Here is a 20,957-nt window from a genome sequence, read left to right as displayed (position 1 = left end):
GATTTTGCCAGAGGTGAGATCCAATAATGTATACCATTATGATAATAGAGGACGATCCCAAGATTGCGGGATTATTGAAATCACATATTGAACGCTACGGGGACCGGGCCGTTCTGGTCGAGGATTTTGAGATGATTGTACAACAGTTTGAGCAGGTACAGCCACATGTGGTACTTCTGGATATCAACTTGCCCAGTTACGATGGTTTCTATTGGTGCCGCCAGATTCGTACGCTGTCTACATGCCCCATTTTGTTTATCTCCGCACGGAGTGGGAAGATGGATCAGGTCATGGCACTGGAGAACGGGGCGGATGATTATATTACGAAGCCATTTGAGCATGAGATTGTGATAGCAAAAATTCGAAGTCAGCTGCGCCGGGTATATGGGGACTATGCTGCACGTGACGAAGAACGCAAGGTGGAACTGGACGGTTTGGTCGTATACTTGGAAAGACTGGAGATTCAGCTTGGTGATCGCAAAGTGCAGCTGACGAAGAAGGAAACGATCTTGCTGGAAACGTTACTGCGCCGCAGTCCAAAGCTTGTGAGCAGAGAGACAATCTTGGAGAAGCTGTGGGATGACTCTTTTGTGGATGACAATACACTCAGCGTAAACGTTACTCGGGTGCGTAAACGATTAGCCGAACTTGGTATTACGGACGCACTGGAAACGGTCAGAGGTTCGGGTTACCGATTGAACAATACCTGGAAGGCCGCTTCACCATCATGAGATTGTTTATACGAGAACATCTCGCTTTAACGTGCTGGGTTATTGCCATCTTGTTCACCGTTGTTGCGGTGTTCTGGTATGACGGTTACAACGATTGGGTCACGGCTGCTTATGCCGTAGCGCTGGGATTGTTTTTATACATCGGATATTTGGTGTATCGTTATTATTCACATCGCTCCTTTTATACCCGGATGTCACGGTCGATGGATTCGCTGAAGGAATTTGTACCATTGAACGAAACAAGTCCTTTATCACTGGCGCTGGAGAAGTTGTTGGATTCACAATACGGCCAGTATCATGCTCATCTTCATCGGCTGGAACAACGGCAGCAAGAATATCTGACATTCATGAACCAATGGGTCCATCAGATGAAGACACCGTTATCCGTTATTGAGTTGACCGTGGAAGGTCAGGAAGATGATGATCCTCGGCTCGTAAGCATTCGGGAGGAAGCGGACCAGATGAGGCGAGGTTTGGAGACTGTGCTGTATGTGGCCAGGTTGGATACCTTCGAACAGGATTTCAGTGTGGAACCTGTGATACTGAGGACCGCTGGGGAAGAGGCGATCCATGAGCTGAAACGGTTCTTCATCCGCAATCACGTCTATCCAGAGATACATATAGATCCTGCGCTGGTTGTGCAATCCGATGCCAAGTGGATTCGGTTTGTCCTGGTACAGTTACTGTCGAACGCAATCAAATACTCCGCGGGCAGCGGGCAAAAGATCTATGTGCGTGCGTATGAAGCCGAACGCTCCATCATACTGGAAGTGCAGGATCAGGGCATCGGAATTCCGAAGTCTGATCTAAACCGGGTATTCCAGCCTTTCTTCACCGGGGAGAACGGGCGGCATTTCAAAGAGTCCACAGGCATGGGGCTGTATATTGCCAAAGAAGTGTTGACACGGATGAATCATAGGATTGATCTTGAATCTGTGTACGGCGAAGGAACGACTGTCCGAATTACATTCAACTCCTGAAGTGACAGATTGAGGTGAGATTGGGACATAAGGTGTGTATTTTTAAGAAGTGTGAGTGGAGTATGAATTACAGTGTGAGTGTATGTATAGACGTCTATTGCCTGATCGGGGCGAAGGCGTCTTTTTGATTTTCATGATGCAACCTTACAACATTGTCATGTTGATGAAAGGTTAAACCATAGGAGAATGGCCGAAACTTCGATAGACTGTAGTCATAAGAGTACAGGAAAGGCCACGCACAATACACATGCACATAGCATGAATGTAACTTGATTTTGAATTCATATATCACTAAGGAGTTGTAACCATGGAGATTTGTTCTGTGAAACAGATCAGTAAAATCTACAAAGGCATCGTATCTTATGAAGCGTTATCAGGTATTGACCTCAGTATTCAGGAAGGTGAGTTTGTTGGCATCATGGGACCATCGGGTAGTGGCAAAACAACGCTGCTGAACATGATCTCAACCATTGATCACCCAACATCAGGCGAACTGCGGATTGCAGGAAAGAATCCGTTTGAATTGAATCAGGACGAACTCGCGCTGTTCCGGCGCAAAGAGCTTGGATTTGTTTTTCAATCGTTCAATCTGTTAAATACACTGACAGTCAAGGAAAACATTGTGCTGCCACTGACTCTTGACGGTGTTTCGCTAGCAGAGATGAACACACGTGTCGAACAGCTGGCAAGCAAGTTGGGTATCGAGGGTATTCTGAACAAACGGACATATGAGATATCAGGAGGACAGGCACAGCGTACGGCCATTGCCAGAGCGCTTATCCATTCCCCGAAGCTGATTCTGGCCGATGAGCCAACAGGCAACCTGGATTCGAAGGCGGCAAGAGATGTCATGGAGATTCTCGAAACGCGCAATCAGGAGGATCAGGCTACGATGCTGCTGGTCACTCATGATGCAGTAGCTGCAAGTTATTGCAGTCGGGTTGTCTTTATCAAGGATGGCAAACTGTATAATGAAATTCACTACGGCGATAATCGCGCAGCCTTTTACCAGAAGATTATTAATGTATTATCCCTAATGGGAGGTTCAGGACATGAATTTTCGCCAGTTCGCCATTAATAACGTTGTTCGTAACAAACGAATTTATCTGGCTCATTTTCTGAGCAGTACATTTTCCGTTATGATCTTTTTTACTTACGCATTGCTCCTGTTCCATCCTGATTTGAAAGCGGGGTTAAAGGGATCAAGTGGGACGGTTACGTTGCTTGCGAATCAGGGGTTTGTGATTGCAGAGATCATTATATTCATCTTTTCATTCCTGTTCCTGCTCTACTCCGTTGGTTCATTTCTGAAGACGCGCAAGAAGGAATTTGGTATTTTCCTGATCATAGGCATGACACGTAAACAGATGAACCGGCTCCTGTTTATGGAGAACATGTGTATCGGATTAGCCTCCATTATTACCGGGATTGGACTCGGAATTATTTTCGGCAAATTGATCCTGCTGATCTGTGGCTCCATGCTGGCTGTTGAGAACAGCCTTCGATTCTATTTTCCGCTAAAAAGCATTGCCCTGACGGCAGGTGCATTTCTGCTGCTGTTTGTTGTGATCGCGATGTCCTCGTCCTTGCTCATTCGCAAAGGAACTCTCATTGACCTTGTGAAATCAGAGGAAAAACCGAAACCGGAACCCAAAGCCTCACGTCTACTCGCCTTGTTATCCGTATTGTTGATTGGCGGGGGTTATGCAGGAGTATTCACTTTTGTATGGATAAGCTTCTCCTTTCCGTTATTACTCGCAAGTGTCGTGGTTGTTATTGCAGGTACGTACTTTCTGTTCACGCAGCTCAGTGTATACATCATTCGGGCACTGAAAAGAAATCCAAGGTTGTTTTTCCGTAAAACCAATCTGCTCTTCCTATCTGAACTTACCTATCGAATGAAAGATAACGCCATCATGTTTTTCATGGTAAGTATCATTTCAGCTTCTTCATTTACGGGAATTGGCACCATGCTTGCTATTGCTGACCCGGGGTTGTCGTCCATGTCGAATCCGTACGCATTCAGTTATATGAATAACTGGGATACTCCAAACTCCGAGCGACATATTCGGCAGATTGAAGAAACGTTGATTGATCATCAAGTTCCCTACGTGAAGGGCAGTTATGCTCCTATAGGTGAAAATAATAATGGGAAGATTATCAAACTGAGTGATTATAACCGTCTTGCGAAGGCACTGGGGTATGAAGAACGTACGTTGAAACAAATCGATGAGTCATTTATGACACCAAGCAATTTGGCGATTCGCAAGGAGTACCGTGAACAGGTTGAAAAAGGAGCCTCGGGAGGAAAGGTCAATCTGGAGGTTGATAATCAGCACATACCTGTCCAGCTATCGACACCTGGTACCGATATTGTGATTCCTTTTCAATATGAAATTTATCTCTACGTCGTAACCGACGAATTGTTTAATAAGATGAGACCTGCGTACAACGAGGAAGTTGGCATGCCTGAAGGTTTCTATTCGAGTCGAACGATACAATTTATCGTGAAAGATTGGATGGGTACACGCAGCTTTGCTCCTGAATTGATCAAATCCATTCAAGATGATCATTCCGAAAAAGGTTATTACGAGGTCAGCGCGCTTGTGGTGGATTGGCTTAATTCCAAGCAGACCAATGGCATCATTCTAATTTTGAGCGGCCTAATCGGCATTGTTTTCTTCACCTTTGCAGCAAGTTTCACGTATTTCAGACTTTACGCAGATTTAGAACGGGATGAAGCGCAGTATCGCATGATTGGCAAAATGGGACTGAGTCGTCCCGAACTCCGTAAGATCGTAACAAGGCAGCTATTGCTTATGTTCTTCCTGCCGATTCTGGTGGCGGTCATCCACAGTTCGGTTGCCTTTGTGGCGTTGCAGCAACTGGTTGATTTCTCGGTCTTTGGATACAGCCTGCGCATCTTCTTGGTGTTCGCTTCCATGCAGATTTTGTATTTTGCACTCGTACGCTGGCGGTATCTGCGTCACATGTATTCCAAATTAGTCTAAAATAGCATGGCCCAACAGACACCGGACTCTTCGCTCGGTGTCTGTTGACTTTTCTATCCCTGGCACAGTACTATTTTGTTAGATACAGAATGTATCATTACATAGTTTCTCAAGCAGTTAGAAGGATGGAGTTACAGAAATGTCAGGCCGGTGCCTGAGAGGGAGGACATATCATGAGTATCACGATGTCTCGTGGACAAGCTTACATTCAACGTTTGAATGATGAGCGGAATGTATGGCTGGACGGAGAGCGTATCCAGGTAACTGGGCATCGGGCCTTTCAGGGAACACTTCAAACCATAGAAGGATTGTTCAATCTGGTGGATGACCCGAAGACAAGGGAAACCGTGGCCTATTGGGATGAACAGACGGGAACTTACGTGCATCGCTCCTTTCTTGTGCCCCGTTCACTTCCTGACGTAAACAGCAGGGCGGATGCTTTTCGGCTGTGGGCCGATCGGACGTATGGGGTGATGAGCCGATTGTCTGATTATGCCCGATCGAGGCTGACCGGTTGGTATGCAACACGACATGAAATGACATCAAATGACCCGGCATTTGCAGACAAAATATCGGATTATTTTGCACAAGCCAAACGAAAAGATGCATTCCTGACAATTGTCCAGCGTGACCCGCAGATTAATCGTTCCTTGCCTGTTGGAGAAGATGAGGATGCCATGCTGCGAATTGTCAAAAGGAATATGGAGGGCGTAGTGATCCGCGGGGCCAAAATGGTGGCAACAGCAGCGCCTTATGCGGATGATATCATTGCTTATCCCGTTCAACGAATTCCAGGCCACCTGCCAGAGCTGGCCCATATGGTAATTGTAGCCGCGGACAGTCCGGGCTTGCACATGATGTGTCGTGAATCTTTTGCCACAAAAGATACAGATAAATCACATCCACTCAGTGCGCAGTATGATGAGATGGATGCTGTATTATTTTTTGATGATGTATTTGTGCCCTGGGAACGTGTATTACTGCACAATAACCCTGAAGCCGTATGGCAGATTCGCTGCAATACAGCTTCGGCCAGTCTGGCCTACCATCAGAGTGTCATTCGATTACACTCGAAACTGGAGTTTATTACAGCCGTGACCTCAGCCATTGCCAAGGAGATCGGGGTGGACTCCTTCCTGAATGTGCAGGAACAACTCGGAGAGCTGATCAGTCAGATGCAGACTATCGAGGGACTGATTATTGCTGCTGAAGCACAATCCAAGCCGGACCCATTTGGCAACTGGCTGCCGGAATTCAAATATATTGAAACCGCACGTAATCTGGGCAATCACTATTATCCCCGCGCGGTGGAGATTTTGAAGACCATTGCTGCGGGTGGTCTGATTCAGATTCCTTCAGGTACGTTTGAGACTAATGAAATGATGGGTTCCATGATAGGCAAATATCTTGGTGGAGTAACGATGCAAGCCCCGGAGAAGATGCGGCTCTTTCAACTTGCATGGGAGCTGACCGGAAGTCCACTCGGAGCAAGGCATGATCTATATGAACGTTTCTACGCGGGTGATCCCGTGCGCAATCGGGCGAACCAATATGTTCAGTATGACAAGGAACGTTTATTGGGGAGAGTTGAGCCGTGGCTTCGTTCGCTTAAGGACTGATCTGATGATCTAATACAAATGGTCCGAATGAAGATTGAAAAGCCTGAATGAAGAACGAAAAGCTTGAATGTAGGCTGAAAACAGCCCTTTTTTAGTTAATGCCTTGGCCTGAGCCAGGGCTCTATTTCTATTTATTTAGATTATCTTTAGAAATGATTTAGGTTGAATTAAGAGACGTAGTATATAGTAATAATGTAGAGATAGGCATAGAGTATAGGAAATGAGAGGAATAACATGAGATACACCGTATTAATTGCAGATGACGAACCAGAGATTGTTGAACTGCTTCAACTATATCTGGAGAAGGACTATACCATTAAAACTGCGGTGAATGGAGCCGAGGCATTACAATGCATACGTTCAACACAGATCGATCTGGTCATACTGGACATCATGATGCCTGTAATGGATGGATTGCAGTTGATCAAACAGATCAGAGCTACATATCACATGCCTGTACTGTTCCTATCCGCTAAAAGTCAGGATCACGATAAAATCCTTGGACTTGGACTTGGGGCAGACGATTATATAGCGAAGCCATTCAACCCGCTTGAGATTGTCGCCAGAGTAGAGGCGTTGCTCAGAAGAGTTAATCAATTTGATGCAGCGGAGATCCCCGAAGCGAAAGAACAGAATCTGGTATTAGGTGAGCTGACGCTGGATCGATCCCAATGTATCCTTTTTCGTTCAGGAAGTCCTGTAACACTGACCTCTACAGAGTATAAAATTATGGAGTTGTTGCTTGATCAACCTGGCCGAGTGTTCACCCGTAAAAAAATATACGAAGCGGTCTGGGGCGATTATTATGCGCACGAGGACAGTACTATCATGGTACATATCAGCAATATTCGGGAGAAGATCGAGCGTGACTCCAGACAACCGGAATATCTCAAAACGATAAGGGGACTGGGATACAAAATTGAAGCGCCCATGGAAAGCTAGAGAAAAGCGACTGTTGCAGACATCCCTGACTTTGGACTTCTTGCTGTTCAACTTCTTTTTGCTGTTACTGGTATTGATTGTGTACCTTATGGTTTCACTGGATGTCGTGGATTTTCGCATTTCGGATCAGGTGGTTGATCCGGATCTGAATGTTGAAGCCCACGTATATGTGGAAGAGCTGGAGAACGAATTTTATTCCGGTGGAGGTTCGGTGTCGAAAGGCAAAGACACAGAGATTCAACGTCTCAAGGACAGCGGCGGCTGGATTGAAATTCTGGATGCGAATCGCAATGTCATTCGTCATGTGGGAGACAAGCAAGATGCGTTCACGCAATACCGTGAAGCCGATCTGTATGATGGACTGGAAAATCGGAGTGACCAGGAATACTATTATTCGATCACGCCTCTCTCGACAGAAGGAGCGGCAGCGTATGTATTGCTCAAAATCCCGCGTGATCTGGTCAGCGTGCGAATTAATGATAATCAGTTGATTACCAATCTGAAACATCCATTATCCTTTTACATTATGATTGGCATCGGTTTGGTTTTATTGTTGATCTTTGTCTATAGCTATTGGGTCGCACGGAGAATCAAAAAACCACTCAGTATTCTCTCCTCGGGTCTTACGCAGATGATACAGGGAAATTATAGTACACGGATGTCGATCTCAGCCGAGAGGGAATTTGTCCAGATAGGTGAGACCTTCAACTACATGGCTGACGTTATTGAGAACACCTCTGCGGAGAAACGTTACGCCGAAGAGAGCAAACAGCGATTGATTGTAGATTTATCACATGATCTGAAGACACCGATAACATCCATACAGGGATATGCGCAGGCATTGGTGGAAGGGCGTGGAGAGGACAAGGACAGGCAGCAGAGGTATCTGGGATACATCTATAACAAGTCCGTTCAAGTTGCACGCATGATACAGAATATGCTGGAGTTGCTCAAGGTGGATTCGCCCGATTTTCGCATGCATATTCAGAGAAGAGAGATTGGAGAATTCCTGCGCGAGATTATGGCAGATACCTATGGGGAGATTGAACAGAAACAGTTTGTCCTTCATGTACTTGTTCCTGATGAGGTGATCTACGCGAGGTACGATCCGGAGCTGTTATCCAGAGTCATTCAGAATCTGATTACCAATGCTCTGTCTTATAATCCAATCGGGACCGAACTGCGGGTCGAACTCATTCCGCTTCATACCCATGTGGTGATAGAGGTGGCAGATAACGGAGTGGGCATACCTCAAGAACTATGGTCAACGATCTTTGACCCGTTTGTACGAGGGGATGAGGCGCGGACAGCGACCGGAGGCACCGGACTTGGTTTGTCCATCGCACGACGTAATACGGAGAAAATGGGCGGACGGCTGATCCTTTCCCGGCGTGGGCGAGAGACCACCGTGTTTACCATTGAGATTCCAAATTAAATAAGAGAAGAAATGTCCATGTGGGGGGAAATATTTTGTTCAAAGTAAATACGTTTGTCCGGTTCAGTATTGCACTGGCGCTGATATTGGTTAATATCTATTTATTATCACGTGTAAGCTTCATCTTTCAGCCGCTCGTCACCATGATCACGGTCATTACCGTGCCGATGATGTTGTCGGTGTTCTTTTATTATCTGCTAAGGCCGCTTGTGAATTATATGGAGAAAAAGAAAATAAATCGCACGCTAAGTATTTTGCTAATCTATCTGGTTATTGCTATTCTGGGAGTGTTCTTCATCATTGGTTTATGGCCATCGTTACGTGAGCAACTGATCAATCTGGTCGATAACGCACCAAGTTTAATTAATTCATTAAGTGACCAGCTCAGAGAGCTGGAGCAAAATGGTGCCATTCAGGCCTTGTTCCCTGAGGGCTCGACACCTTTCTCCCAGATCACGGAGTATATCAACAAAGGATTTAACTTTGTAACCAACTATGTAAGTGGATTTTTCTCACTTGTTTCCAGTTTTGCGATCATCTTGTTTACACTACCGATCCTTTTGTTCTATATGCTGTTACAAGGCGAGAAATTTGGTCGTAAATTGGCACATATCGCTCCAAAACGTTTCCAAAATGACAGCCGTGATGTTGTAATTGAGATTGATCAGGCGTTGAGTGGTTTTATCGTGGGAAGAGTTTTGGTCAATCTGGCGCTGGGTGTATTGATGTATATCGGTTTCCTCATCATTGGACTGCCGTACGCATTACTGCTCACGGTAATTGCGGTCATCATGAACTTTGTTCCGTTTATCGGAGCGATTGTGTCGTCCGTACCTATTGTGATCATGGGTCTCGTGGTATCACCATCGGTTGCCATCTGGTCTCTGATTATTATTCTTGTCGCTCAGCAGATTCAGGACAACCTGGTTGCACCGTACGTATTCGGCAAAAAGCTGGATATTCACCCGCTCACGACCATCATTCTGGTGTTGGGTGCAGGCGACCTGGGTGGAATTATTGCCATCCTGATTATTATCCCGGTTTATATGATCGTTAAAATTCTTTTGGTTCGAATCTATAACATGTTCTTTAAGGACAAATGGCAGAATGCATAGAATTTAATTATTCGAAGGAGTGGAGCACATGTCTGAAATTATCGAAAAACAATACAATGAACCTGAATATATCGCACCTCAATCTGTTCAAATGGGTACCATTCATATCTCGAATGATGTGCTGTCCAAGATCGTAGGGATGGCCGCTCAATCAACGGCTGGTGTATCCTCCATGTCCGTTGGACTGACTGAAGGGATTGCCAAGAGCATCAGCGGCAAGAGTCTGCAAAAAGGGATTGACGTACACGTCAAAGACGATCAGGCAACCATCCAGCTGCGCATCAACATTCAATATGGTAACAAGATGCATGAGGTTTGCCGTGAACTTCAACATAATGTTCAACAGGCTGTAGAACAATTAGCCGGCGTTATGGTCGATGAAATCAAAGTGCAAGTTGTTGGCATATCCATGCCGGAGACGGTATAAACCAATGAAAAGAATGTAAGGAATAACGATTGTAAGGATAAACGATTGGCAAAAACAGCACCTTCCCAATTAACAACTTAACTGGGAGGGTGCTGTTTTATGTTTGCGATAATAGGTGGGCGCTTCGCCCATCACTTTTTTGAACATTTTGGAGAAAAGCAATTGATCGGTGTAGCCCACAGAACGGGCAATATCACCAATGGTCAGACCGGGATCAAGCGTCAGTTCGGCTGCCCTGCGCATCCGATAATGGACCAGATACGACTGAATACTGCTTCCCATTTGATCCTTGAAGAGAGAGCACAGATAACTGCGCTGTAAACCGACATGGGCAGCGATGGACTGCACGGTAATGGCATTGGCATAGTTCATTTCAATGAAGTCCATTACCTGCGTTACGTACGTTTCCTTCGAATAATCCTGAATGGGTTGAAGATGCTCTGAATTGGCCTGATCAATCAAAATAGAGAAGAATTGATACAACAAACCAGTCATGCTAATCTCCCAGCCTTTATGGGTATTGCGAGAATTGATCATTCGGTGCAGGCAGGATCGCATCTCGTCATCCTCATTACCCGGCTCAAAAATCGGGTGATGCTCGGACAGACAGGCCTGCTGTAAAAAGGAAGAACTATTGCTGCCTTGAAAAGCAACCCAGCTGTATTCCCATGGATCATCCTGATCTGCTTCGTAATGCACGACGGAATGCGGAACGATCAGAAATCCTTGTCCTTTGTGCAGGGTATACGTTTTGCCACCAACTTCGAAGGTGCCTTTGCCATTCAAAATATAATGAATTTTATAATAGTCTCGCATGGCAGGGCCAAAGTGGTGACCTGGTGTACAGGCTTCGGTTCCATAATGAAGGAGCTGAAGCTCCTGAAAATGATTGTTTTTGAACATATACGTAATCAAGGGTATTCACTCCTGTACGATTTCGTCTCATCTTGCATTTTAACATACTAAATAGCTAAAAAGATTAATTATTTAAGATTAGTATATATAGATAACAATCATTATTCCATATGTTCAAAGTGAAATGCCATATCGTTTATCCAGGAAAATGTCTAAGATGAAAAGGAATTCAACAAACCTTACAGGAAAGTGAGAATAACGATGCCCTATACTGCGAGTGAACAACGATATGATGAGATGAAATATGTACGTTCCGGCAAATCCGGAATCAGACTTGCGCAAATTGCGCTGGGTTTATGGCAGAACTTTGGTGGTAACCGCACATTGGATATTCAGGAAGAGATGATTTTGCGTGCCTTTGACCTCGGAATTAACCATTTTGATCTGGCGAATAACTATGGTCCACCTCCAGGATCAGCGGAAGAGAACTTTGGCGTGATTTACAAAAAACATCTTCGTCCTTACCGGGATGAACTGCTCATCTCCTCGAAGGCCGGTTACCATATGTGGAATGGACCTTACGGCGAGTGGGGCTCCCGCAAAAACCTGATTGCCAGTCTGGATCAAAGTCTTGGTCGGATGGGACTGGATTATGTAGACATTTTCTATCATCACCGTCCAGATCCGGACACGCCATTGGAAGAAACGATGACGGCGCTGGATCACATCGTGCGGCAAGGTAAAGCACTGTATGTAGGCTTGTCCAATTATAATGCAGAACAGACACAAGAAGCGGTAACTATTCTGCGTCGTTTAGGTACGCCATGTCTGGTTCATCAGCCAAACTACTCGATGCTGAATCGCTGGATTGAAGACGGTTTGCAGGACGTACTGGATGAGCAGGGCGTAGGTTCCATTGCATTCTGTCCACTTGGCCGCGGTCAGTTGACGAATAAATATGTCGATAAGATCAAGGAAGAACGCGCCAATCCAACAGGCAATTTGAAAAAAGAAGCATATACGGACGAACGGATTGCCAAGTTCGATGCACTTCAGGCAGTTGCCGAGCGAAGAGGGCAGACGATCTCCCAACTGGCTCTGAACTGGATTTTGCGTGGTAACCGTGTAACCTCTGCACTGATTGGTGCAAGCCGTGTGTCCCAGATTGAAGAAAACGTGGCTGCGCTAAGCGCACCTGATCTGACAACGGAAGAGTTGAATGAGATCGAAAGCATTTTGGATGGAATGGGTAATTATCCGTGGTAACATACACAGTATAGCTGTGTGAAAATTATAGTTAGGTAAAATTAATGTAATATAAATGAAGAATGAAAATGGCGCCTATCTGATCAATCAGGAAGGCGTCATTTTGTATATGTCATTTTCTTTATAGGATAAGATCTATTATAATAGTTCATTAATTGACCTATGTTTATTTTTTTCAGAATGAACCTAGTTCATAGCACCTGGTCCTAGGATTTAGGGTATAATATATAGAAGCTTTACAATTGAACTACGAAGGAGAGGCTCCATTTGAACTTTGAACAGTGGATTTCGCCTGAAAGCTATAACCTGACATCCGAGATGGAGAATCATCCATCAGACCGGATTGCACTTAGATGGCTCAGCGATCAACGAGAACTGGAAGAGATCACGTATGGTGATTTGTTCAAGCAGGCGAATCGTCTTGCTGGAGGTTTGCGTGAACTTGGACTAGAGAAGGGTGATCGGGTGTTGGTCATGGTACCACGCCGTATTATTGCCTATGTCATTTATATTGCTTGTCTGAAACTGGGGATTGCCGTTATTCCTTCCTCCGAGATGTTACGGGCAAAAGATCTGGAATATCGTCTGCGTCACTCTGAGGCGCGGGCTGTTATTGTATGGTCCGAGACGACCTCGGAAGTGAAAAAGATGGACGCGGATCTGCCGTCACTGGCATATCGCATCGTGGCATCGCCGAATGAAGAGGTTAGCGTACCTGCTGAAGGTTGGGTGAATGTGCATCAGTTAATGCAGAATCAACCCGAAGAGATGGCCGCGGTGGAAACTCACCGTGATGATACGGCTATTCTTGCTTACACTTCGGGCACAACTGGTAATCCCAAAGGAGTTGTACATAGCCACGGTTGGGGATATGCCCACCTGCGGATCGCTTCTTCATTATGGCTGGATATTCAACCTTCAGATACCGTATGGGCAACGGCTGCACCTGGCTGGCAAAAATGGATCTGGAGCCCATTCCTGTCGGTACTCGGAAGAGGCGCGACCGGACTGGTCTACAATGGATCATTCCAGCCCAAGCGTTATCTGGAACTGATGCAGGAACATCAAATTAATGTCCTTTGCTGTACACCAACGGAATATCGGTTGATGGCCAAAGCCGATGATCTTGGACATTATGACCTGTCTCATCTGCGCAGTGCTGTTTCAGCGGGTGAACCGCTCAATCAGGAAGTCATTGAAATCTTCCAGCGTCACTTCGATCTGACTATTAGAGACGGATATGGACAGACCGAGAGCACGTTGTTAATCGGCAGTCTCAAAGATGCACCTGTACGTATTGGCTCCATGGGTCAGTCGATTACACCTGGATTGATTGAAATTATTGACGAAGAGGGACAACCTGTTCCTCCGGGTGAAGTAGGAGATATCGCGGTGCACAAAGAGATGCCAGCCTTGTTCCGGTCCTATTATCAGGATGAGGGACGGAAGGAAGCGAGTCAGCGCGGCGATTATTTTGTAACAGGGGACCGTGCACGCAAAGACGAAGAAGGTTACTTCTGGTTTGAAGGCCGCAGTGACGATATCATCATCAGTTCGGGTTACACGATTGGACCATTCGAAGTGGAAGAAGCACTTATGAAACACGCCAGCGTGAAGGAATGCGCGGTGGTTGCAAGTCCGGATGAGATCCGTGGCAATATTGTCAAAGCTTTTGTCGTGTTGAGAGACGATTCACTGGCTTCACCGGAACTGATGCGTGAACTGCAACACCACGTCAAGGAAATTACAGCACCTTATAAATATCCACGCAAGATCGAATTTGTTACGGATCTGCCAAAGACCAACTCTGGTAAAATCCGCCGGATTGAGTTACGCGAACAAGAAAAACGTAATAGTTAGATCATTTTGTATAGATGAAATTTTGGGAATTGTGCCTGCGTAGTGAAAGAGAAGGAATCGATTCTGCAGAAGCGAAAGCGGTCGTATTTGTCTCCGAATTTTAACCTTTGAAAAATACGATGAAGAAAATTTGGAGACAACGACGATCTAAAGAACGATCCTTCGCTGTAACGGCCACTCAACAGATCCCAAGTTTGCAAACCATGCCATAATATATGAAACAGGAGTGAACACAACCATGAGTCAATTTGAACAAACCTTTGAAAAGTCATTGGAACAATACGCAGAACTAGTTGTTAAAGTTGGCGTGAATATTCAAAAAGGACAGGATCTGCTCGTCACTGCTCCCATCGAAACGCTAGAATTCACACGTCTCATTGTGCAAAAAGCCTATGCGGCTGGTGCAAATTATGTACAAGTGGACTTTGATGACGACAATATTACCCGCAGTCGTTTTGAACATGGTTCCAATGACAGCTTCGACTATTATCCAGCCTGGAAAGCGGATATGATGGAAAAGTTTGCGGAAGCAGGCGGCGCTACCCTGACGATCAAAGTTCCAGATCCTGAACTGTATAACGGAATTGACTCCGACAGCGTTTCCCGTGCTACCAAGGCAGCTGCACACGCACGTCGAGGATATGCCAAATACACACGCAACCATGAAATTAGCTGGTGTCTGATCAAGGCCCCAACCAAGGCTTGGGCGAACAAAGTATTTGCCGACATCCCGGAAGAAGATCGAATCAACGTGATGTGGGAAACCATCTTTAAAATGAACCGTGTAGATGGCGGAGATGCCGTACAAAATTGGAGAGAACATCTGGATACCCTGAATACTATGAGTGATCTCTTAAACAAAAAGAATTATAAGAGCCTGCATTACCGTGCGCCAGGTACAGACTTGAAAATTGAATTGGTTCACAACCACATCTGGGGTGGCGGTGGTAGCGAAAATAAACAAGGCGTATACACGGTTGCCAACATGCCGACAGAAGAAGTATTCACCATGCCTAAGCGCAGTGGAGTGAATGGGTATGTTAGCAGCACCATGCCTTTGAACCTGAACGGGCAACTGGTAGATCAGATGAGAATCACATTCAAGGATGGACAGGTTGTAGCGTTTACGGCAGCATCCGGTGAAGAGCATCTGAAGAACCTGTTTGCTACTGATGAAGGTGCACGTTATCTGGGTGAAGTGGCTCTCGTACCACATGACTCCCCGATTTCCAACCTGAATCGCATTTTCTACAATACGGGTATTGACGAAAATGCATCCTGCCATTTGGCTGTGGGAAGTGCGTATCCATTCAACATGAAAGATGGCACAACGATGTCGAATGAAGAGTTACTGAAGCATGAGTGCAATGTGAGCTTGACTCACGTTGATTTCATGATCGGTTCCGCTGAACTGGATATCGATGGTGAGTTACAAGACGGTACAATCGAGCCGGTATTCCGTAAAGGCAACTGGGCATTTTAATTTCTAATAGGTGTAATGAAAAAGGAGAAGAGCAATCTCTAATGAGGTTGCTCTTCTCCTTTTGGTCATACTCTTAGTAGCATAGTTGAAGACTTGAATTTATGAAATGATGAAGTTGGAATCAATGCTTTGTTTGATTGCGAGTTCGTAGCGCTTATTTACCTCGCTCCAATTGATTACATTCCAAAATGCGCTAATATAATCTGGGCGCTTATTTTGGTATTTCAAATAGTAGGCATGTTCCCAGACATCCAGACCAATAATCGGAGTTTCCCCCTCCATCAAAGGACTATCTTGATTAGGAAGACTATCGACTTTCAATTTTCCATTCGCAACGGAAAGGAACGCCCATCCACTGCCAAACCGAGTAGTTGCTGCTTTCGTAAATTTCGCTTTAAATTTTTCAAATCCGCCCAGTTCATTATCGATCGCTTTTGCTAATGCTCCTGTTGGATTTCCTCCCCCGCTGGGGCCAATGATTTTCCAAAACAAGCTGTGATTGGCGTGCCCGCCTCCGTTATTTCGAACAGCTGCGCGAAGTTCCTGTGGAACACTGTCCAGATTGGAGATCAAAGCTTCAATAGATTTCCCTTGCAGCTCAGGAAAATGCTCCAGAGTAGCATTCAGATTCGTAATGTAAGTATTATGATGACGATCATGATGGATCATCATCGTTTGCTCATCAATATGTGGTTCGAGTGCGTTATTTGCATAGGGTAATGCAGGTAATTGATATGTCATGTGTTATTCCTCCAATGTAATATAATGATATTTCTAAATTGATCATACTTCATTTTATATACTTAATCAACATTTATGTATATAAAGTTTAGTTTGTATTCTCGTATTATATGATCACAATTAATAGTTTGGGTTATTTTCCATTTATTAGAGTTTGAATTAACACATATATTATATATAATAAATATAAAATTAGTTATATCGGTTGTTTAAGGATATAATGTATCTGAGAACATGAGATGATGTAAACAACGAGAGCGATATACATGGATTGTATACACGAAATCGAAGGTGTTAAAAATTGTTTATTCGTAAGGAGGTTGAATCATAAATGACTAATCCTGATCTGGTGAATAGTCTTCCAACCAGAGAAATTATATTACATCTCCTTAAAACCAAAGGGGACATGACTACTAAAGATCTTACCGATGAGCTTGGGATCACCACCATGGCGGTTCGGCGTCATATCCAATCGCTAGAACGAGATAATTTAATTACGTCTAAGATACAGCGACAATCTATTGGAAGACCAACAACAGTGTATTGTTTAACTGAACAGTCTGTAGGATATTTTCCTAATAAATATCATTCACTAACATTGGATATATTGACTGAGCTTGAAGAACAATTAGGATCGGAAGCTGTTGAGAAAATTTTTGAAAGTCGCAAAAATAAAATGATCGAAAAATATGACCAAAGTATGAAAGCGAAAAATATCTCGGAGCGTGTTGAGACACTTGCGAACATTCAGAATGAGAATGGCTATATGGTGGGACTTGAGAAGATTAGCGATGATGAATTTATTTTAAAGGAAAATAACTGCCCAATTAGTCACGTCGCCATGAAATATAAGAAGGTTTGTCAATGTGAATTAAGTATGTTTAAATCATTACTTGGGGATGCTGAAGTCAAAAGAATGGAGTGTTTGGCTGACGGCGGGCAACGTTGCACATATTCCATAAAAGTAAAAAAAGAGTAATTGAACGTATTAGATATGTAAAGATGCTTCCTAGCATAACGCTAGGAAGCATCTTTTTTATATATTCATTTAACTTAACTTAAAGAAGTCGAGTGCCTTGCTTACATATATTTGATGATGATCAGGTAAATCTTCCTCATAATAAATAGCTCCAACAGGACAAGCTGTTTCACAGTTCCCACAATCTATGCATTGGTCAGGATTGATAAAATATTGGTCTTCTCCTTTTACAATGCAATCGACTGGACATACATCAAGACAATCGGCAGCTTGTTCATGAATGCAATGCTCTGTAATTACAAAGGGCATATTCCTCCACACCTCCCATCTTTTCATTTCTATTATTAGCAACTCTTTAACATATACATAATATACACATAAGTATAAAAATATCAAATCTATCGTTTAGGTTTGATTCTAATAAAGAATTTTATTTGATATTTATATATTTTATACATTATAGTATATTATGTTGTGTATTATAAAAACATAAAGAGAGGGAGAGCTCCCATTGTCACTAGAACTTACTCCATCAATTACTGATATCACAATTATTGGTGGTGGTCCAACTGGAATGTTTGCCGCTTTTTATGCTGGTATGCGTCAAGCAAGTGTCAAAATTATTGATAGTATGCCGCAATTAGGTGGTCAAGCGATTGCCCTATACCCTGAGAAATATATCTATGATATTGCTGGATTTCCAAGGGTTACAGCTGCTCAACTCGTTGAAAATTTACTGGAGCAGATGCAATTATTTCCGGTTGATGTCTATTTAGAGGAGAAGGTACAACAGGTATTAAAAAAAGGGGAACATCATTTCGAAATTATTACAGATAAATCTATTCATTACAGTAAGTCGGTTATTATTGCCGCAGGTATAGGGGCATTCGAACCACGCCGATTGGAACTGGAGAACGCGAGTCAGTTTGAACAATCTAACCTTCATTATTTTGTTGAAGATTTGCAGCAGTTCTCCAATCAACACGTGATTATTAACGGTGGTGGAGATTCAGCAGTCGATTGGGCACTTATGCTTGAGCCCATTGCCAAACAAGTCACTTTACTTCACAGACGAGATAAATTTCGTGCTCACGAACATAGCGTTGAAAAATTGAGGGCATCTTCAGTTAATATCGTCACTCCGTCTGAGATTACCGGGTTAACTGGTGATGAACGGATAACCGAGATTACAGTCACTATTGCGAAAACGGGGGAGAAAAGAATCATTCCTTGTGATGCTCTTATCGTGAATTTTGGTTTTGTTTCTTCTTTGGGTCCCATTGCTGAGTGGGGATTGGAAGTTGATAACGGCTCTATTGTTGTTGATACGCGGATGCAAACCAATATTCCAGGAGTATTTGCAGCTGGAGACGTTACGTCCTACCCAGGGAAAATTAAGCTGATCGCTGTAGGCTTCGGAGAGGCTCCGACTGCAATCAACAATGCTAAAGTTTATATTGATCCTACTGCCAAATTATCACCAGGTCATAGCAGTAACATGAAGCTCTGATATGCTTAGCAAGGTAAATGACGCAAGATTTCAAAGAAAATCATGGTTTGATAAAGGTCAGCCTCCTACAGTTCATGCCATTGGATTTGAAGGACAACTACGAAGAATAATGAACTAGGGGGCCTAATATGAATAGTGAGCTAAGTGTTGTCATATACATTCTCATTATCCTTAGTTCACATAAGAATGAGAAACTAACCAGTGCTCAGATCTCAGAAAAGATTAGTGTAAACCCTGTTAGGATACGCCGTATCCTTAGCTCATTTAAAAAAGTGGGATATGTTAAGACAAAAGAGGGTATTGATGGTGGTTATGTGTTGTCTGTGGAGCCGCATGATATAACCTTGCAAGATATATATAAATTGGTGTCGTCTAAGCCCTTACAGATTCCTAAACCATCTATGAGCAGTAAGGGACATCTAACAGCAGAGATAGATATGCAACTCACAAGTATTTTTATAGAGTGTGAACAACAACTGATGAGGCAGTTAGGAAAAATCAACTTGGGTAGTATGCTCAAATTAATGACTGACTGTCAATTAGAACGAACGGAATAGTTCAAATACAGATAAGTGATTAGGAGGACCAGTTATGAAATTAATAGGTTTGTCTGGGTCATTGATTGGATCAAAAAATGCAATTGGTGTGGATACTGTACTACAATTCGTGAAAAAAAATCATCCGGAAATTGAAATTGAACTAATAGACTTGAGAGAATACAAAAACATCGAATTTTGCGATGGCCGCAAGTTAGAGGATTATAATGAACACACCCGGTCAGTAATCCAAAAAATGATTGATGCTGATTTTTTCGTTATCGGCACACCTATATATCAATCCTCTTTGACAGGTGTACTGAAAAATGTGTTCGATCTACTCCCTGTGCAGAGTTTTTATAATAAAGTGATAGGCTTTATTGCAACTGGGGGCACATATCAGCATTATTTGGTTGTCGAAAATCAATTAAAACCGATCGCGGGCTTTTTTCGTTCATATGTAGCGCCAAGATATGTTTATCTAAATAGTGATCATTTTGGTGCTGATAATAAAATCGAAGATGCTGATGCGCTGAGTCGGTTGGAGAAATTGGCCGAAGAAATAGTCTTCATGCAGATTCAATTGAAGACGCGATAAGATATCATTCTAATACGAAAAGGAGATTGGAAGAAATGCCTTTTGTAATTACCGAAGCATGTATTTCAGAAAAAGCAGCTGATTGTTTAGACGTTTGTCCAGTTGAAGCGATCTACTATGAAGAGGATTTACCTTCGCAATACTTGAAATACGTGAATAAAGCAACTGAATTTTTTGAAAAACAATAATGCAACAATCTACATTTGCTTTGGTAGAGTTGCTCCAATGCTTTTTACCAGGATACTCAACGCACTGAAAGTGTAATACAATTCAGTAAAAAATCTTCTTCTAAGCTTGATTAGCAATAGCAGGGAGCCGAGTGAAGAGATTAGTGGTTCAGTGGTCTTTGTTGGAACCCAAAGCAAAAAAGTGACTTCATTGACTGAAGTCACTTTTTTTGCAACTAAACAAGCCTGATTGGAACACATATCTCGCAAAAATCAAGGTTAACAAGATGGCCTGTATACCTTTCCATAACTGGCTTGTTATCCAGAGTATAACCGCTACTCTGCAAACGCGGGAAAATTTCAGTCCATGCTTGCTGAACAGCCTCTGTAGTATGTTTGACTTTGCAAACCAGATATTGCCCGCCTGGAAGTTCAGTTTCGTTTAGATCGGGGGTCAATTCATCCATAGGAAAATCTTTCGAAATGACAATACAAGCATCGTATCGGCAATCTTCGGGAATCGTGCTTTCCGGGTTATCCTGGGGGATACCAAATAAAACGGTCGATGCAGTAAGCAGATTTTTGGCTCTAGCCCAACTCTTTAACATTTCCATAGCTTGACTGTTGGCAGGCCCATACGAACCAACTTGTCGCACATAGGCGATACGATACGACGGGAGGTTTTCGATAACCATTTCCATG

21 protein-coding genes are annotated in these 20,957 nt (G+C 43.6%); 17 read left to right on the top strand and 4 right to left on the bottom strand.

The features are described 5' to 3' along the window. Positions 1 to 26: 26 nt before the first annotated feature. The 9 genes from C170_RS08970 to C170_RS08930 all read left to right on the top strand — a co-directional run bounded on the left by C170_RS08970 (position 27) and on the right by C170_RS08930 (position 10,260). A complete protein-coding gene (locus C170_RS08970; protein WP_036608604.1) occupies positions 27 to 731 on the top strand; it encodes a response regulator transcription factor in 705 nt (234 codons plus the stop codon). Further along, a complete protein-coding gene (locus C170_RS08965; protein ID WP_081745893.1) occupies positions 728 to 1,711 on the top strand; it encodes a sensor histidine kinase in 984 nt (327 codons plus the stop codon). Before C170_RS08970 ends, C170_RS08965 begins: the two co-directional genes overlap by 4 nt. A 307-nt stretch (positions 1,712 to 2,018) precedes the next feature. After that, positions 2,019 to 2,789: an ABC transporter ATP-binding protein gene (locus C170_RS08960; protein ID WP_036608600.1), complete on the top strand. Its 771-nt coding sequence runs from the start codon at positions 2,019 to 2,021 to the stop codon at positions 2,787 to 2,789. After that, on the top strand, positions 2,764 to 4,722 hold the full coding sequence (locus C170_RS08955) for an ABC transporter permease (protein ID WP_036608599.1): 1,959 nt from the start codon (positions 2,764 to 2,766) through the stop codon (positions 4,720 to 4,722). The genes C170_RS08960 and C170_RS08955 overlap by 26 nt, the downstream gene beginning before the upstream one ends. A gap of 173 nt (positions 4,723 to 4,895) precedes the next feature. Then, a complete protein-coding gene (locus C170_RS08950; protein ID WP_081745892.1) occupies positions 4,896 to 6,341 on the top strand; it encodes a 4-hydroxyphenylacetate 3-hydroxylase family protein in 1,446 nt (481 codons plus the stop codon). Positions 6,342 to 6,575: 234 nt separating this feature from the next. Then, positions 6,576 to 7,283, top strand: coding sequence for a response regulator transcription factor (locus C170_RS08945; protein WP_036608597.1), 708 nt, complete (start codon positions 6,576 to 6,578; stop codon positions 7,281 to 7,283). Continuing rightward, entirely contained in the window at positions 7,261 to 8,718 is a 1,458-nt protein-coding gene (locus tag C170_RS08940) for a sensor histidine kinase (protein ID WP_036608595.1), read from the top strand. The genes C170_RS08945 and C170_RS08940 overlap by 23 nt, the downstream gene beginning before the upstream one ends. A gap of 35 nt (positions 8,719 to 8,753) precedes the next feature. Then, complete coding sequence (locus C170_RS08935; protein ID WP_036608593.1) at positions 8,754 to 9,833, top strand: AI-2E family transporter; 1,080 nt, start codon at positions 8,754 to 8,756, stop codon at positions 9,831 to 9,833. 28 nt (positions 9,834 to 9,861) lie between these two features. Beyond that, positions 9,862 to 10,260, top strand: coding sequence for an Asp23/Gls24 family envelope stress response protein (locus C170_RS08930; RefSeq protein WP_047842725.1), 399 nt, complete (start codon positions 9,862 to 9,864; stop codon positions 10,258 to 10,260). 69 nt (positions 10,261 to 10,329) lie between these two features. On the opposite strand, the gene C170_RS08925 is transcribed toward C170_RS08930, so the two are convergent. Further along, positions 10,330 to 11,175: an AraC family transcriptional regulator gene (locus C170_RS08925; protein ID WP_051447079.1), complete on the bottom strand. Its 846-nt coding sequence runs from the start codon at positions 11,173 to 11,175 to the stop codon at positions 10,330 to 10,332. Positions 11,176 to 11,376: 201 nt separating this feature from the next. On the opposite strand from C170_RS08925, the gene C170_RS08920 reads away from it, so the two are divergent. From C170_RS08920 to C170_RS08910, 3 genes are all read left to right on the top strand, one after another. Further along, positions 11,377 to 12,381, top strand: coding sequence for an aldo/keto reductase (locus tag C170_RS08920; RefSeq protein ID WP_036608591.1), 1,005 nt, complete (start codon positions 11,377 to 11,379; stop codon positions 12,379 to 12,381). Positions 12,382 to 12,699: 318 nt separating this feature from the next. Then, positions 12,700 to 14,241 (top strand): acyl-CoA synthetase, encoded by a 1,542-nt coding sequence (locus C170_RS08915; protein WP_051447106.1) that lies wholly within the window; start codon positions 12,700 to 12,702, stop codon positions 14,239 to 14,241. Between the two features lie 238 nt (positions 14,242 to 14,479). Then, positions 14,480 to 15,724: an aminopeptidase gene (locus tag C170_RS08910; protein WP_036608587.1), complete on the top strand. Its 1,245-nt coding sequence runs from the start codon at positions 14,480 to 14,482 to the stop codon at positions 15,722 to 15,724. Between the two features lie 99 nt (positions 15,725 to 15,823). On the opposite strand, the gene C170_RS08905 is transcribed toward C170_RS08910, so the two are convergent. Next, positions 15,824 to 16,465: a superoxide dismutase gene (locus tag C170_RS08905; RefSeq protein ID WP_036608586.1), complete on the bottom strand. Its 642-nt coding sequence runs from the start codon at positions 16,463 to 16,465 to the stop codon at positions 15,824 to 15,826. Positions 16,466 to 16,796: 331 nt separating this feature from the next. Between C170_RS08905 and C170_RS08900 the strand changes: the two genes are divergently transcribed. After that, a complete protein-coding gene (locus C170_RS08900) occupies positions 16,797 to 17,444 on the top strand; it encodes a helix-turn-helix transcriptional regulator (protein WP_036608585.1) in 648 nt (215 codons plus the stop codon). A 69-nt stretch (positions 17,445 to 17,513) separates the two neighbouring features. Here the strand turns inward: C170_RS08900 and C170_RS08895 are convergent, their stop codons facing one another. Next, positions 17,514 to 17,753: an indolepyruvate ferredoxin oxidoreductase subunit alpha gene (locus C170_RS08895; RefSeq protein ID WP_036608584.1), complete on the bottom strand. Its 240-nt coding sequence runs from the start codon at positions 17,751 to 17,753 to the stop codon at positions 17,514 to 17,516. 202 nt (positions 17,754 to 17,955) lie between these two features. On the opposite strand from C170_RS08895, the gene C170_RS08890 reads away from it, so the two are divergent. From C170_RS08890 to C170_RS31130, 4 genes are all read left to right on the top strand, one after another. Continuing rightward, complete coding sequence (locus C170_RS08890) at positions 17,956 to 18,954, top strand: NAD(P)/FAD-dependent oxidoreductase (protein ID WP_036608580.1); 999 nt, start codon at positions 17,956 to 17,958, stop codon at positions 18,952 to 18,954. A 128-nt stretch (positions 18,955 to 19,082) separates the two neighbouring features. Further along, positions 19,083 to 19,511 (top strand): Rrf2 family transcriptional regulator, encoded by a 429-nt coding sequence (locus C170_RS08885; RefSeq protein WP_036608578.1) that lies wholly within the window; start codon positions 19,083 to 19,085, stop codon positions 19,509 to 19,511. Between the two features lie 34 nt (positions 19,512 to 19,545). Further along, complete coding sequence (locus C170_RS08880) at positions 19,546 to 20,088, top strand: NADPH-dependent FMN reductase (RefSeq protein ID WP_036608577.1); 543 nt, start codon at positions 19,546 to 19,548, stop codon at positions 20,086 to 20,088. A gap of 35 nt (positions 20,089 to 20,123) precedes the next feature. Further along, positions 20,124 to 20,276 carry a hypothetical protein gene (locus tag C170_RS31130; RefSeq protein ID WP_200868493.1) on the top strand — a complete coding sequence of 51 codons (153 nt, stop codon included), beginning with the start codon at positions 20,124 to 20,126 and terminating at the stop codon, positions 20,274 to 20,276. 215 nt (positions 20,277 to 20,491) lie between these two features. Here C170_RS31130 and C170_RS08875 read toward each other — a convergent pair whose 3' ends face one another. Further along, positions 20,492 to 20,956, bottom strand: a complete 465-nt coding sequence (locus C170_RS08875) for an AraC family transcriptional regulator (RefSeq protein WP_036608575.1) — start codon at positions 20,954 to 20,956, stop codon at positions 20,492 to 20,494. Position 20,957: the final 1 nt, after the last annotated feature.

Origin of the sequence: Paenibacillus sp. FSL H7-689 (genome assembly GCF_000517905.1) — a bacterium.
In the GTDB taxonomy this organism is placed as follows: Bacteria; Bacillota; Bacilli; order Paenibacillales; family Paenibacillaceae; genus Paenibacillus; species Paenibacillus amylolyticus.
Note: the sequence above shows the minus strand (reverse complement) of the source record. Positions and strands in the feature narration are given on the sequence as shown.